Raw genomic sequence first — 14,797 nt, 5'->3', positions numbered from 1 at the left:
GGCGCCGCAACAGTTTGCAGAGACTTTTTTAACCGCAGACTCCAAGTCGTTCTCGTACTAAATTGGGGAGCAGGTCAGTTCGAGCAAGGTATGAATCTTTTGATAGATAAATTCTTTAAACGTCAGATGAGTTTCTAAAATAAATTCATATTGTCGATGCGGATGCTCTGGATTAACCAGACAGGAGCGACATCATGCGCCTCATACGACTTAATGACGTTAGCCGGGCAACTGGCCTGCGTCGATCAACTATCTATAAATACATGGCTGAAGGCGCTTTCCCGAAAGCGGTGGCATTGGGTGGCTGCCGGGTGGCATGGGTGGAGCAAGAAATTCAGGACTGGATCTCTGAGCGCGTCAAGGCGCGTGATTCCATGGAAATCAAATTGACGGCATAAAGGAAAGGGGCTTTGCCCCTTTCCTTTATGCAATAAAGCGCTGTTTCTCCATGAAGTCCGTCAATTTGACGGGAGGCGGATATAGAAACTGGAGGGGCGAGATTAGGAAAGCGTTGTCGGATACCGCCGATAACACCGCGGTGGTCGCACAGCTTACCGCTTTTCGCGTGTGGTGCAATGAGCGCCGGCCTGGGTGTCTGACCTTTGTCAGAGGTCTCGATTGAGGCGAATCGTCCTGACGGAACGTGCGTCAGGAGCAGTATTGATCTACTGGTGTAGTCGTCTAAAGGATGGATTCTCGTCGACCACAAATCCAATCCAGGGGGCTCTGACCGGAATGAGCAGTTGGCCCTTGAGCACGGTCCGCAACTTGCTGCGTATGCGGAGGCCCTGGTTGCTGCTAAGGGAGCATCGGTCGCCGAGCAGTGGCTATACCTTCCGGTTGCTGGCCGTGGTTTACGCCTCGCGTGAGTTGCAATTTCATTTCAAATTCCACCGCCGAGATCTTCGTCTGGCGATTGATTAGCCCCGGATACGGAATGGTGACGAATCTCATCCCGCGATGATGCATCAACGTCTCATCCAATCTTGAAAATTTAACTACAATACTTAACAAGCGCTCAAAAGAGACATGCCTCTTGAGGGACTGGAATATGACAATAAAAGGAATGTGCAATGGGGAAACAGAGGAGAATTCCAGCGGCAGTCTGGGTTTTCGGAATAATGGCCGTCTTTGCGAAGGTCGGAGACGCATCAACTGGTGTCTGGATATTCATTGGCATTCTGGCGCTTGCCTACTGGTTCATTCATAGCAGCAAGGCGAAGAAGAGCCTGCCGCCTAGCCAAACGAAGCCTACGGCTACGCAATGGCAGCCTCCCGACAATCAATCCTCGGAAGTTATCGTCAAAGCTGCCAAAGCAAGTCAAAAGTCCTATCCTATTCCGCCTCCTCCCCAAAACGTCAATATGCCTAGTAGGTGGATCTCTGAAAATGAGTCCATCGATGTGGCCGGCATCAGAATTCCAAACGGTCTAGTGTACGTCGGCTCCAATTTGCGAGGAGCCTCCGGTGGAACTGAGCCGGCATTGATCGATCCGTCTAAGTCTGTTTCTCGCAACCGCGGTGATTTCACCGAGCGGTTGACTGACTACTGGGCCAGCTACAGCGAGATTTCGCCCGAGGCGCGTAGAGCCTATCTTCTGTGGCTTGCCGATGGAAAAAAACATCCGGAAGCCAATATCGGATTTGTTTTTCTTTATTTTTACGGTTTGGAGCGTCGTGCCATATTCGATGCGCAAACTGACCCAGTTGCAGAAGCAGAGAAGCCTGTGATCGTGGCCGAAACAAGGCGCCTCCTCAGTATCTATGGCAACCAGTCGAACTCCTTTAGCAGCTACGCACATCGGCTCCTGCAATTTCTTGAGATTTCAGAAATTTCCGGAAAACTCTATGCTCAAGCTTTGCCCGCGCTGGAGGATTCGTATGAATTACCTTATCTTTTACGTCTGGCACTCGGTCAAACTGCCGTCGACGGTGTCGCTGTGCCGGCGCATCTGGCCATTGCTTGGGCGGAGCATGAGCCAACCATTTCGAAGCGAACACCTGTTACGCGGTGCGCCGAGGAGTTCAGGAAGCTGTTTGCGCTGAAGTATCAACAGAAATTTGGTGAGGGACTGCGCCTGACGGTCAACCGAACAAAGTTAAAGCTGAGCTATCCACCAGCCTCTCCAGGCTTTCACGGCTTTAGTGGCGGCATCAATCTGCATTTTGGTGAGATTCCAGACGTGTCTGCCCTAACGGGGCCTCCTAAGAAGATCCAGGCAATTGTCGAGGAATGTGCTGCTGAACTGGATGGATACAGCCGCTTCCTGGGCAGAAGCCCCGAAAAAAAGGACTCGCTCGAAGCCATTCTTTTGTTGCCAGTGCCGCTCTGGTCCGATTCCGCACGCGCCACACTAGGTAAGCTCAAAGCGCGTGTCGTTGAGAACGTGCAGACCATGACCCTGTCGGAGCTGAGTCAGATTTTTAACAGTGCAGAGGCGCCCAATCGGGAGCGGTTATTGGGCCTTGCGAAGGCCTTAGAGGTAGAACATATCTGTATCGAGCCGGATGTGCTCGCTGGCGCAAAAATTCCCAAACCGGAGGAAAATCTGGTCTTGTTCCATGGTGACTCGACTTCCATTGAGTCGCGCAATACCGCCGCATACAAGTCGGCATTGGTGACGCTCGAGCTCGCTGCCGGGGTGGCCACCGCAGATGGTGATTTCTCAGCCGCTGAACTGGAACATATCAATGCCAGCATTGATAAATGGCAGCATTTGACGCCGTCAAGTCAAAATCGCTTGAAAGCAAGATTACGCTTGTTGATGGTCTCTCCCGTGTCGCTTGCCGCACTCAAGAAGAAAGTCGAGCCGTTGGATTCCACGACCAAAGAGGCGATCGCATCTTTTACCGCCACTCTGGTCCAGGCTGATGGCGTTGTATCTCCAGACGAGATCAAGTTTCTTGAGAAGGTCTATAAGCTTCTGGGTGTTGATACGAAGAAAGTCTACAGTGATGTTCACCAAGCAGTGACAACAGAGAGCACGTCAGAGAAAACGGTGGCAATAGGAGGAGGCGCATTTAAGCTCGACTCTGCTCGGATTGCCGCGCTTCAGCAAGATTCTGCCAAAGTGGCAGCGCTCTTATCAGGAATATTCGTTGAAGACGAGCCGATCACCCCCGCTGCTCTAGTTGTAGCGGTCTCGATCGAAGCCGAACATGAGCCTGCTGATACCCGGATCATGGGGCTAGATGAGCCACACTCAGCCTTTGCCAGGTTGTTGATGTCACGTCCGACGTGGGGGCGGGAAGAGCTTAATAACGTCGCACTGGACCTGGACTTGATGCTTGACGGCGCGTTAGAGCGTGTCAATGAAGCCTCGTTAGATACCTTTGATATCCCGTTTGCCGAAGGCGACGACCCGATTGAAGTCAATTTAGAAATAAATGAGAAGGTAACGCAATGACTACGACCATCAGACCCAAAGACCGGGACGCCATCATTCAGTCTTTACGTGCTGGTGTAGTGCCGCGAGCAGGACAGCATCTCATTCAGGTTGGACGTAAAAATGAGCTGGAAACCCTAGTCAATGACATGAGTCGCGTGGCCGATGGTGGGTCGTCAATTCGCTTCGTCATTGGCGAATACGGAGCAGGAAAGACGTTCTTTCTCAATCTAATTCGTTCAGTCGCAATGGAAAAGAAGCTCATCACAGCCAATGCGGACTTGAACCCGGACCGTCGATTGCATGCCACCGGTGGCCAGGCACGGTCACTGTATGCCGAGTTGATGCGCAACATTTCGACGCGCACCAAGCCAGAGGGCGGTGCCATGACAGGCATTGTTGAGCGATTCATTGCCACGGCCAAGACAGAGGCTACCGCTGCTGGAAAGCCGACGGAGGCGGTGATTCGAGAAAAGCTCGAGCAGCTCACCGAAATGGTCAATGGTTTCGATTTTGCCGATGTCATTGCGGCGTATTACCGCGGATTCGAAGAAGGTAACGAAGCCTTGAAGTCTGATGCCATCAAATGGTTGAGAGGTGAGTTCACGACGAAGACCGATGCACGCCAGGCGCTGGGCGTACGTACGATCGTCGACGACGCCTCTTTTTATGATCAATTGAAACTGTTTGCGCGCTTTGTGCGACTAGCGGGCTACGCGGGCTTCCTGGTATGTCTGGACGAACTGGTCAATCTCTACAAGCTTGCCAATACCCAAGCCAGAAATGCCAACTACGAGCAAATACTGCGCATTCTGAACGATTCGCTGCAGGGGAGTGCTGTCGGTCTTGGATTCATTTTGGGTGGCACGCCAGAGTTTCTTATGGATACCCGCCGCGGCTTATATAGCTATCCGGCATTGCAAAGCCGGCTGGCCGAAAACACCTTCGCTAAAGCAGGACTGGTTGACTACAGCGGACCTGTCGTTCGGTTATCGAGCCTGACTCCTGAGGATTTCTATGTCTTGTTGCTGAAGTTACGCGATGTCTACGCGTTCGGGGACCCTGCTAAGTTTCTTTTGCCTGATGAGGCGATTGCCCCGTTTATGGAGCATTGCGCCAAGCGTATTGGTGACATGTACTTCCGCACGCCGCGAACGACGATTACTGCATTCATCAATCTGCTTGCCGTGTTAGAGCAAAACCCTGGTACCGATTGGCGCGATCTGCTGGGTGTTTTGGACGTGGCTCCTGATCAAGGCGGGCGAATGGATCTGGAAATTGAATCTGACGATGAACTTGCTTCATTCCGGCTGTAATCCATGACGCAAGAGAAGCCTTCGTCATCCTTTGAGTTATTGGATGCACAGATTCAGAGGTGGATCTGGGGAGAGGGATGGACTGAGCTCAGAGATGCTCAGGAACGGGCTATTCCCGCTATTTTGAGTGAAAAGCAGGATGTCATCATTGCCGCTGCCACGGCTGCAGGAAAGACGGAGGCGGCTTTTTTTCCTATCCTCACTACGATGCTTCGGGGCGAGGCTGGTCACGGTTTGACTGTCTATATCAGCCCCTTGAAGGCGCTCATTAATGATCAGTTCGGTAGGCTTACCGGCCTGTGCGAAACGCTAGAGATTCCTGTCGTTCCCTGGCATGGGGATGTGCCATCTTCGGTGAAGAGCCGTTTCTCGAAGAACGCTGAGGGTGTTTTATTAATTACACCGGAGTCGCTGGAAGCCATTCTTTGCAATAAGGGATCCAAGGTACCTCAGTTATTCGCCAAGTTGCGGTATTTTGTGGTCGATGAACTGCATGCATTTATCGGTTCTGAGCGTGGCAAGCAGCTGCAGTCTCTGCTGCAGCGTATCGATATTGCGGTTGGGCGTAAGGTTCCGCGGATCGGTCTGTCCGCTACCTTAGGGGACATGCGGATGGCCGCAAACTTCCTGAGGCCATCTGGCGGGGAGGCTGTCGAGATTATTGAGTCGGCCTCTGAGGGGGGGGAACTGCGGTTATTGATCAAAGGGTATATTGAGCCGAGTTCGTTGAATGGCGCTGCAGGCGACGAGGCACCGCCACCAAGCCCGAGTGAAGCCTCCATCGTGCAGCAACTCTTCAAAACGTTGCGGGGCTCGAACAATCTGGTATTCCCCAATTCGCGTGCGAAGGTTGAAAGCTACACCTATGCGCTGAGAAAGCTTTGCGAGCGCGAGCAAGTGCAGAACGAATTTTGGCCCCATCACGGCAGTCTCTCCCGAGAAATAAGAGAAGAGACAGAAAATGCGTTGAAAGCCCGAGATCGTTCGACGACTGCAATTTGCACGAATACCCTGGAGTTGGGTATTGATATTGGTGCGGTCAAGAGCATTGCTCAGATTGGGCCGCCTCCCTCGGTGGCCAGCCTGAGGCAGCGGCTTGGGAGGTCCGGGCGTAGAAAGGGAGAGCCGGCGATATTACGAGGGTATGCAGTCGAGAGTGAGATCAACGCCCGATCGCATCTCATGACACAGTTGCGTGAAAATCTCTTTGAGATGACGGCAATGGTCAGCTTGTTGCTCGAAAATTGGTTTGAGCCCCCTCGAACCAACGGTATGCACCTGTCAACCTTGGTTCAACAAATACTGTCCCTGATCTCTCAATACGGTGGGGTCTCGGCTGGCCGCGCCTACATGGAGCTATGCAGTAATGGCCCATTCAATAACGTCAGCAAGTCTGACTTTATTGAGTTGCTGCGACATCTTGGTGATCAGAACCTGATCCAGCAAGATAGCTCCGGCGTGTTATTGCATGGAGAGAAAGGGGAGATACTCGCCAATCACTACACCTTCTATGCGGCGTTTTCTACCGAGGAAGAGTTTCGTGTCATCTCTGGAAGCCAAACGTTAGGATCGGTGCCTATTTCCACGGCGTTAAGCGTTGGTGACTTTATCTTGTTTGCTGCGCGGACGTGGCGAGTTGACGCGATCGAGGAAGATATCAAAACGATTTACGTAGTACACCATGTCACCGGTATGGCGCCCTCATTTAATACGCCTGGTGGGCGAGTTCATGATGAGGTTAGACAGCGGATGCAGAAGCTGTATGCCAGCGAAGAAACGGTTGGTTATCTGGACGAGACAGCACGTGCGCTATTGAATCAAGGTAGGCAAACATATTGTCGTCTTGATCTACATTCACGGACGATCGTTAGCTCTGGAGGTTCGACGGTATTGTTATTTACTTGGCTGGGGGATGGCGCCAATGAAGTAATTGGGGCGATGTTACGTCGCTATGGACTCACACCCGCGCCGTGCGGTCCTGCGGTTGAATTGCACGGTACCGTTGAGAACATTGAGGCCCTCCCAAGATATCTGATTGAGCTCGCTCGTGAAGAAAGTCCATCGGTTGAATCGATTCTGTCGCACACATTTAATTTGGCGCAGGAAAAATGGGATTGGGCTTTGCCTGAGAGTTTATTGAAGAAATCCTTCGCCAGTTTGAGGCTGGACATTGATTCTGGTTACTCGTGGATTCGACGGCATGCAGAAAAAATATTGAATCGCCACCGGTACTAGAGCGGGTGAAGGTGCGATATAAATCGAATCTCTACAAATACACATTATGACGGTGTTGACTTTGTTTGCGCCTAAGATTAGTACGTACTTTCGCAGCCTGGAAATAAGTGCCCATGCTATGAGCATGTATCAGTGCTATTTTTCAGCATTTATGAACGCATTCTCTTCATAATTTAGCTATAAATTTTGATTTTTAAAAATTGCTTTTTATGAAATAAATAAGGTAGACAAAAAGAAGGAAATAATGCTTGGAAAGAGCGATCAACAATCGCGATGAGCAGGTAGCCGTTTGTACTTCTATGCCGAGCCATTGAACTCGATGTGTAAGGAGCTACCAAGCCCTTGCTTGGTAGTAGCACGAAATGTAAATTATTACTGGTATTGCCAATCAGTTGAACCCATCCAACCAAGGAGATTCAACATGAAAGGCAAGCAAGAAACCAGTCGTTTGGCAGTGCAAGGAATCGCGCTAGAGCAGGGAATGTATGAGAAGCGATCTCGATATCTTATTCTCTTTCTCACTTTGAACTATAAGATCGAATATCGTGAAGATGTCACGATTGATGAGCTCTGCAAGCATCGAGATCGACTTATCCGAAACATCGAGTGCAATTCTTTATTGAGTGGTATCAAGGCCTATATTTGGAAGCTTGAAGAGGGGCAGGAAGCTGGCCTGCACATCCATCTGCTGGTCTTTTATTCTGGTACTCATCGTGAAGACATTTCGATTGCTCGCCGCATCGGCGAATACTGGACCAACAATGCCACTCGTGGAATCGGTGCGTATTGGAACAGTAACGCCGACAAGGTGCGCTATAAACGTCGTGGCTGGGCCTTAGGGGTTGGGCGGATTGATCGGCGAGATGAGGAGGGCCGGGAAGGTATTCGTTCAATCATCCGTTACATGGGAAAGTCTGATCAGGAGATGGAAAGCCGGCCGAAAAATCGACGCACATTTGGAATGACAGAGTTGATCTGAAGATCGGTCCTGTATTCCTATGACTTGAATTTAGGGAGAAGCCTGCTCACGCAGGCTTTTCCCTAGAGCATTTTAAGCAGGGTTGCGTGGGTTGGAGATGCGGAGACGCACGTCCAGGAAGCGCCAAAGATAGCCCCAAGAAAGTTTTGCCTTGATAATTTCAGTGGGGACGAGGCTATGTCGATAGTCTGATTGATGCAGCACTGCCGGATTCCGGCGTTCTTTAAACGAGGAGTGTATGAGGGAAGAGGCAGATCGGTTTGGCGATGCAATTGCAAGTTACCTTTCACCTTGGGTTAACCAGCTGGTGGGCTATGAGTGGCCTATGACCAAAAGGGCGGTAGAGCTTGCGGCCGAAATGGGCATTCAGCTTGAGAGTACTGGCGATGCCCAAACAACCCATATGTTGAGAAGAGAGATATCCGAACGTGTTCGCGCTGCGCATTTATTATCCGACGTTGATCGGGATAAGGCGCTGCTCGCACTCTGCGCATTCGTCATCAAGGCCTGGGGTGCATTAAGTACCAACGGTTCGGAGACCATTGAGCGCTATGTCAAAGCATTTACTAACAGAAGAATAAAAGACATCTCTTCTATCAAGTCTCTTGCTCAGTTAGTTGAAGAAACAGGATGCGATTTTCCATTTGCAGGGATTGCCAGCTGGTCAAAATGGCTGAATTTCATCTGGACTGACTGGGCATTGATCTATGACGCACGCATTGCGTTTGGGCTGAACGCAATCCACTTTATCAAAGGAGTCGATGCTCGCGCTGTGCCTGTTCCTGTCGGCAGAAATAGCCTTCTCAGCAGTCTTGATTCACAGTCGCTAGCCGCGATGCGTTATCTGAATCGTCATGGTAAGCCCGTGCCCCAGGTCGATAACGCTTCGGACAACAAGATTCTTCTGAAGTGGCTGAGGAGCGGCTGTGTAGAGCCTGACAAGGCCTATCCGTACTACCTCTTGGCAATGGAGCGTGCTCGTGAGGTGCTGAGCAGAGAAAAGCCATATTCCTTGGTGGATGTGGAAATGCTGCTTTTCTACCTCTCCATAAATCAGGTCGCGAAGGACCTGATGGTTGCAGTCAATAGCTTGATGCCAAGGGATGCGAAGGAAAATCTGATATCCAAGCAGGAGACTATCTGACTAGATCCCCTTTCTAGGGTGACCGCGGTGACGGATACTATTGCGGATGCGATCGCGTTAGGCAGAGTCCTCGGCGTCGGCAATGCCAGTGACATGAATGGCATTGGCACCATCGTCACCGGTGAGATACAGACGCAGCGCATACAGCAGGTCGGGCGTGCGGTCTCCTTTTGGTTTTTCCAGGTTGATCTTCAGGCGTGAGAAGGGCGCGGAGGCGGACTTGTGGAAATCTTCGGTGATCCGTTCGAGATGTCGGGCCAGTTGTTTGGTGATCTCTTGATGTGGCTGGAGCATCATCTTCACCTCCGGTATCGAGGATGCCCGCGTGCGCAGCAGGCCGAGCAGCAGTTCCAGTAATTCGCTCTGGATTTTCGGGTGTCGTGACTTGGCTCCCAGCGCGCGGTTCAGGCTCTCAACGATTTCCTTCAGTTCGGCCAATGGAAGCAGGTCGGCAAAGCCTTCCGTTCTCCAGATTGCACAAGATAGCGCTCGCAGGGAATCCATCTCTCGCGATTGCACCAAAAGGGTCGCAAGCAGTTTGCGTTGCCATGGTAGCGAGACGTCTCCCAACGACAATCCGGCAATGCGAGGTCTGGAGAGTCGCTGATCAATGCATTGGGCGACGACCCACTCCCCAAATTCTTGGGGCGCATCCTGATGCATGCAGGCCAGCAAATAACTCAGATCATTCCGTACGTCAGCCGGTACACCGGGGCTATCCCATAGATCAAAGAGATACCTGATGTGCTCGCGCATCGTCGTTGAAAATTCAACCGGACAATCCAGATCGTTGAGAGATCGCCCGTCACGCCAAATCTGAATAGCGGGAAAGCCGAATCGGTTCACGATCTTTTCTGCGACGTTCTTGAACGATGTCGGTGCATCGATTCGGGTGACATCCAGAGCGGAGAAACGCGTTTCTCTTTTGAGCAGTCTGAAAGAAATTTCGTCGCCGCGCGCTAAATCAGAGTGTTCCAGATTACTGGCTAGATTCTTGGCGGACAAGAACACGTCACCCGCTGCATCGCATTGTGCAAAAGTGTACGGGACACCATTCTTGTCGATCTTCCAGTCTCTGGTGATTTCACCGGTCACTCTGAACGTTTCCAGGCGCAACCAATGAGCTGACTTTTGAATCCAGTCCATCAAATTGGAGACGTCGGCGCCATCCTTCGTTGGCACACGCCGTAGACTTTCCCAATCCGTCGGCAACGGATAATCCGGCGCTGGCGCATCCTCTACGATGACCGTCTCATTGCGATGCCAGCTGGCACGTACTGGCGAGAATGACTTGTCGAGCGGCTCGAAGACCAGCTTGTACGGTTCGTCCGCGCCATACTCAAAGCTGAGCGCCAGCGAGCAGATTGCCGCTTGCTTCAGGGGAAATTCGGGAGACGACAGGCGCGCCGAGAATCCGAGCGCATCGGCGCGTTCGCCTTGGAATAACGGGAATCGGTAGCTTTGTATTTCCGCCGGCAAGGTGAACGTATCCTCCACCGAAATCGTCACTGGTGCGCCACGTACGGGCCGCACCGTAGTCCCATGTGTGACCAGGTCGAACCGTTGATAGCGACCGTCTTTCATCACCTTGATAGACAGTTCGGGAATCTGGTCGCGCCAGAGCGGTATGTCGCCGGCACGCTGCTGCATCTCGTGCAGTACGATACCGCCGTCGACAGGACTGGCCGACAAGACGATCAATTCTGAAAATTGCCCGATGCGGGGATCAGCGATCAGAGCGTTGCGAGTGACTGCTGGATGCGACGTGGTTAATGACGACGGGAATCGCCACTTTCCCTCGTCAACCGCGATCATCCCATGCTCCTGCGACGCCTTGCCAGGCTTCGTGGGCAAGGCAATATCCACCGGTGGTTGTCGCTCCCAGCACATGCCGCGGCTTTCCGGCAAACGTTTGGCCAGAGCCGGGTCAAAGCGGCCAACCAGTTTGGTCGCGCAGCACTTTCCGCCGATGGTATCCAGTACAACAACGGCCTGGCCCGCGCGGACGTCGACATCCGCCATTCTCCCGAAGATAGCGGCGACGCTGCGAGGCAGCGGACGCGCATCAGGGAAGTGCGCGTTCAGATTGCGACGGATAGTGTCCAATCCGAAGTCGTTGATTGCATCCGGGACGAGCCAGACGAGGGTGTCATGTCTGAATGTGGTGCGCAATCGTGAGGCAAAGGCGCGTGCTGCGGAATCGAAGGCCGTGCTGGTATTGTCAGCGGCAAAGAACAGGTCGGGAGCGGATATCGTCGTCGCCTCCTCATGCAGGCAAACGGCATCGGCACGAAACAGCGTGATGTCGACGCTGTGACTGTCGTTCTTCCATTGCTGCCACACCAGGTGCTCAGGTAAGGAATGCCCGCTTTCGCGGGAGACAGTAAATCGAGTCTGCGCCAGACCGAGGTCCACGCAGGCTGGTGCATTGACCGGCCGTGGCGCAGCGGGCCGGCGGATTTTCTGGTTCGGCTGGTGTTGCGGGCTCTTCTGGATCTTCTGAAATACAAGGCGCGAGGTCCACGGCTGGATGGTAAAGGCATCGAAGTCGAACAGGACGGGCATGTCCGCATATTGCACTTCGCCCTCGCTCCACTCCTTGGCACATTGCTTCCATTGAGACATCGTCGTCTTGCGCCTGGCTAGTTGCGAGAAATCACGTGCGATGTCTTCGTCCAGTGTTTGCAGCCAGCGCCAGGCGTCCCATACGCGGCGGTAATCGCGATGGGACAACAAGGTGTTGTTCGGTGGCAGGTTGTGCCAGGCCGGAATGGAGTTCGCCTCATCGGAACGCAGCCATGATTCGATTCGGGTGAGCAACGGATCTTCCGGTTCGCCCAGACAATCGCGCCGCAACGCCAGCAATTCAGATAAACGGATGACGAACGCCTTGAACAGCCGATTCTCGGTCAGGTCGATCGACTGTATCCGGCGTACGGCATGAAGATAGGGCTTGCCGGCGAGCTTTTCCCGGATGTTGCGTCCCGGCCGGCTGCTCAGCTTGATGAAGCTACTGGCATCCAGCTCACGCACGGCGTGTACCGGCAGCAGGGCATGCTCCCGCTGCGGGCTCTCGTTGAGTCCGCGAAGAAGCCGTTCGACGGCATCGCGGGCATGAGCGGTGACGCGCCATAGGCGGTCGCGATGGATGACGGTCGCCGACTGCTGCGCGATCCGCTCGAAGAAAGTCGTCAGGGATTGCGCAACGGCGTTCCCCGTCCTGGGATCGAAGTCGACATTGACCGACAGCCAGTGCGTCTGCGACAGCAAGTCGCGAGCTTGCTTGCCCGCAGCGTTATCGGCGCCAAATGCCCGGTACAGCTCAAGCAGATTCATTGCTCGGGTCGTCCTTCAGGTAGTTGGCGGATTGCCAGATGAATTGGCCATAACCGAGCTTGCAAGCCAGGTCAAAATCTTCGGTGAGGTTGAATGGCCGTCCATCGATGCCTGTAACGATGAGGTTGTAAATTTTATCCAGGCAGTCGGTCTTGCTTGTGCCCCGGGTATCGATGCCGCGCAGTTTGGGCATCACCTTCTGCACAAGTTGATCCTCGAAGGCAATATGCATGGCCCTTTTCAGTTGTTTCTGTTCGGTCTCGGATTTTTCCTTGTTGGCTGGATTGGCGGCCCGCACATCTGGATAGTTCGCCATGTAGTACTCGATGGATTGCCATACACGATGGCCAAGCGCACGGCCGGTCACTGCCAGGGCGGCGTTGATTTGTTCGATGAATTGCTTAAACGGCTTGATGTCGTCGTCGGAGAAGTGGCTTTCCAGCATCACCCAATCGCCCCAGTTGTCCCGGTGCAGGATTGCCCCCCGGTTGCGGGCATTGAGCGGCTTCAGTTTTGGGCGCCGCTTGAGCTCTGTCGGGCGAGGGAAGTTGATCACGATAGAGCGATCAATGACTTTGTCCGACAAGGACTTGGTGGTCTCATCTTGATTCATTGTACCCGTCCACAATACGTTCCGTCCGAGTGCGAGCGGGTAAGGATCAAGTCCGGCCCCGATCTTCACGGGGAGTGTCGGCACATCATTGCGGCCCTTGCCGCGTCGCAGTTCCAGCTTGCTCAGGAATTCTGCGAAATAGAGTTCAGGATGCGCCAGGTTCATTTCATCGAGCAAGATCAGGCAGACTGCATCATGGAGGCCGGCATAGTCTTCTGACCACGGTTTCTGGCTCTGGGCGAGGAAGCTCAAGATGGGCTGAGCATCAAACTTGTTATCGATGGAATTGAAGAAGCCCAGCATCGACTCCTGGGAATCCCAGTTGGGTTGAACCGAAATCGGCTCAAAGAAAATACCGCCAAAGTGCGCATACAGGCGCGGCAACTCCGACTTACCGGTGCCGGAGACGCCCGCCAAGATCGTGATAGGAGACCATTCCGCAGTCTTCAATGAGGTATGGAACGCTTTCAGGATGCGCATGCTGAAGCGCAGCCCGTAATCGCTGCATGCGCGCTCGATGTCGTTGAGCCAATCCAGTTCGTCCTGCTTTGTGTTGCGAAGGTCCGCAATCTGGTCTGCCTTGACGTGTTCCTTCTCGATGTCCTTGTGGCGGCCGGCCTCATCTGCGGGCCGTTCGTAAGCAATCCGCAGGCGCCTGAGCTCGGCTTCCACCTGATTGGCCATACCTTCAAAGATCTCCGCGCGTTGCCTGTGCATCGTATTGTCGGCCTGGAGTACGGCATTTTTCCTGCGCAGCTCATCGACTTCGTTCACGGCGTCGCTGTCCTGCTGAATCTGATGGGCAAGTCGCTCGGCACGGGCCTGGTGATTTCGCACCTCATTTTCCAGCGACTGAAAGCGCACACGCATCTCATCACTCGGCCTGGAAGCGAGCTCTTCGCGCAGGCGGGTGATGTCATCCGTCATCCGGTTCAGCTCGAGGATGACAACTGCCGGATCCTGACCGCCGAGCTGCTTCTGCAACTGTGTGAAGGCACCGGTCAGGCGGCTTTGGTGCATCAGGCTGTCGCGCAGGCGGATGATTTCCTCCTGCATCGATTCCTTTTCCTGTTCCATCGAGACACGCTGAGCCTCGACGCGTTCGGTGACGACATCCTCCAGTTGGGCCTCTCGACGATTCCAGCGCTCCAGTTGGCGTTGCTCGGATGTGTCGGCTATCTGCTGCGCCAGCTCCAGCTCGCGTTGGCGTTCTTCGAGTTGTCCCTGCAAGGCCAGCATCGCACCGTTCTGCTGGCGATAAAGCGCCTTGTCTGCTGCCAGTCGTTTGCGTTCCTCCCCTTCTTCCATCTTCCACGTCGCCATCTGCTCTACGATGTCGGCCTGGATGCGTGCACGTTCGCGCTGCTCCGCCTCGGTCACCGAGCGCAGGCGTTCTTCCGTGAGCAGGCTGATTTCCTCGGTCAACGCGATGATTTTTTTCTCGCGTTGCTGACGCAGTTCCTTTTCTCCATCGTCGCGCTTGTTGCGCAGCTCCGTATCGAGCGTGGAGCGTCGTTCTTCCATTTCGCGGTTCAGTGCCATGCGCTCCTCGGCGTAGCCGGCGTCGCGGATCTTCTCGGCGACGCGAACTGCGTCCTCGCGCTCGTGCGTCGCAGCCATCCGCTCTTTTAAGGATTGTTCTGCTGCGTTGATCTGTCGCTCACGCTCGGCGATGGCCTGCTCACGAACATCCAGCTGGGTCTGACGTTCGTTTAATCGATTGTCACGCAGATCCAGGTCTGCGAGGGTTTGCAGGTGAGTGTCGTCGGGGCGTGCAGTATTTTCCAT

Annotated in this window: 8 protein-coding genes; 6 read left to right on the top strand and 2 right to left on the bottom strand. The window is 53.6% G+C overall.

Translation table 11 applies throughout. From position 1 onward, the window contains the following. Positions 1 to 194 precede the first annotated feature (194 nt). The 6 genes from BTM36_RS03830 (at position 195) to BTM36_RS03800 (ending at position 9,060) form a co-directional block, all read left to right on the top strand. Positions 195 to 398 carry an AlpA family transcriptional regulator gene (locus BTM36_RS03830; RefSeq protein ID WP_077235297.1) on the top strand — a complete coding sequence of 68 codons (204 nt, stop codon included), beginning with the start codon at positions 195 to 197 and terminating at the stop codon, positions 396 to 398. Between the two features lie 675 nt (positions 399 to 1,073). Further along, complete coding sequence (locus tag BTM36_RS03820; protein WP_254426908.1) at positions 1,074 to 3,407, top strand: TerB N-terminal domain-containing protein; 2,334 nt, start codon at positions 1,074 to 1,076, stop codon at positions 3,405 to 3,407. Next, positions 3,404 to 4,702, top strand: a complete 1,299-nt coding sequence (locus tag BTM36_RS03815) for an ATP-binding protein (protein WP_077235295.1) — start codon at positions 3,404 to 3,406, stop codon at positions 4,700 to 4,702. Before BTM36_RS03820 ends, BTM36_RS03815 begins: the two co-directional genes overlap by 4 nt. A 3-nt stretch (positions 4,703 to 4,705) precedes the next feature. Further along, entirely contained in the window at positions 4,706 to 6,937 is a 2,232-nt protein-coding gene (locus BTM36_RS03810) for a DEAD/DEAH box helicase (RefSeq protein WP_077235294.1), read from the top strand. A gap of 421 nt (positions 6,938 to 7,358) precedes the next feature. Further along, complete coding sequence (locus BTM36_RS03805) at positions 7,359 to 7,916, top strand: inovirus Gp2 family protein (RefSeq protein ID WP_168189737.1); 558 nt, start codon at positions 7,359 to 7,361, stop codon at positions 7,914 to 7,916. 238 nt (positions 7,917 to 8,154) lie between these two features. Next, a complete protein-coding gene (locus BTM36_RS03800) occupies positions 8,155 to 9,060 on the top strand; it encodes a hypothetical protein (protein ID WP_077235292.1) in 906 nt (301 codons plus the stop codon). A gap of 57 nt (positions 9,061 to 9,117) precedes the next feature. Here BTM36_RS03800 and BTM36_RS03795 read toward each other — a convergent pair whose 3' ends face one another. Next, the gene (locus BTM36_RS03795) at positions 9,118 to 12,396 is read right to left on the bottom strand and encodes a hypothetical protein (RefSeq protein ID WP_077235291.1); all 3,279 of its coding nucleotides are present in this window, start codon (positions 12,394 to 12,396) and stop codon (positions 9,118 to 9,120) included. Beyond that, positions 12,383 to 14,797 carry a chromosome partitioning protein ParA gene (locus tag BTM36_RS03790; protein WP_139347043.1) on the bottom strand — a complete coding sequence of 805 codons (2,415 nt, stop codon included), beginning with the start codon at positions 14,795 to 14,797 and terminating at the stop codon, positions 12,383 to 12,385. Before BTM36_RS03790 ends, BTM36_RS03795 begins: the two co-directional genes overlap by 14 nt.

Source organism: Herbaspirillum sp. VT-16-41 (genome assembly GCF_001994935.1).
Classification (GTDB): domain Bacteria; phylum Pseudomonadota; class Gammaproteobacteria; order Burkholderiales; family Burkholderiaceae_D; genus Herbaspirillum; species Herbaspirillum frisingense.
Note: the sequence above shows the minus strand (reverse complement) of the source record. Positions and strands in the feature narration are given on the sequence as shown.

Bases quoted from the DNA above. Each gene is read 5' to 3' on its own strand.
- BTM36_RS03815 (WP_077235295.1), top strand. From the start codon at position 3,404: ATGACTACGACCATCAGACCCAAAGACCGGGACGCCATCATTCAGTCT.
- BTM36_RS03800 (WP_077235292.1), top strand. From the start codon at position 8,155: ATGAGGGAAGAGGCAGATCGGTTTGGCGATGCAATTGCAAGTTACCTT.
- BTM36_RS03820 (WP_254426908.1), top strand. From the start codon at position 1,074: ATGGGGAAACAGAGGAGAATTCCAGCGGCAGTCTGGGTTTTCGGAATA.
- BTM36_RS03795 (WP_077235291.1), bottom strand. From the start codon at position 12,396: ATGAATCTGCTTGAGCTGTACCGGGCATTTGGCGCCGATAACGCTGCG.
- BTM36_RS03805 (WP_168189737.1), top strand. From the start codon at position 7,359: ATGAAAGGCAAGCAAGAAACCAGTCGTTTGGCAGTGCAAGGAATCGCG.
- BTM36_RS03790 (WP_139347043.1), bottom strand. From the start codon at position 14,797: ATGGAAAATACTGCACGCCCCGACGACACTCACCTGCAAACCCTCGCA.
- BTM36_RS03830 (WP_077235297.1), top strand. From the start codon at position 195: ATGCGCCTCATACGACTTAATGACGTTAGCCGGGCAACTGGCCTGCGT.
- BTM36_RS03810 (WP_077235294.1), top strand. From the start codon at position 4,706: ATGACGCAAGAGAAGCCTTCGTCATCCTTTGAGTTATTGGATGCACAG.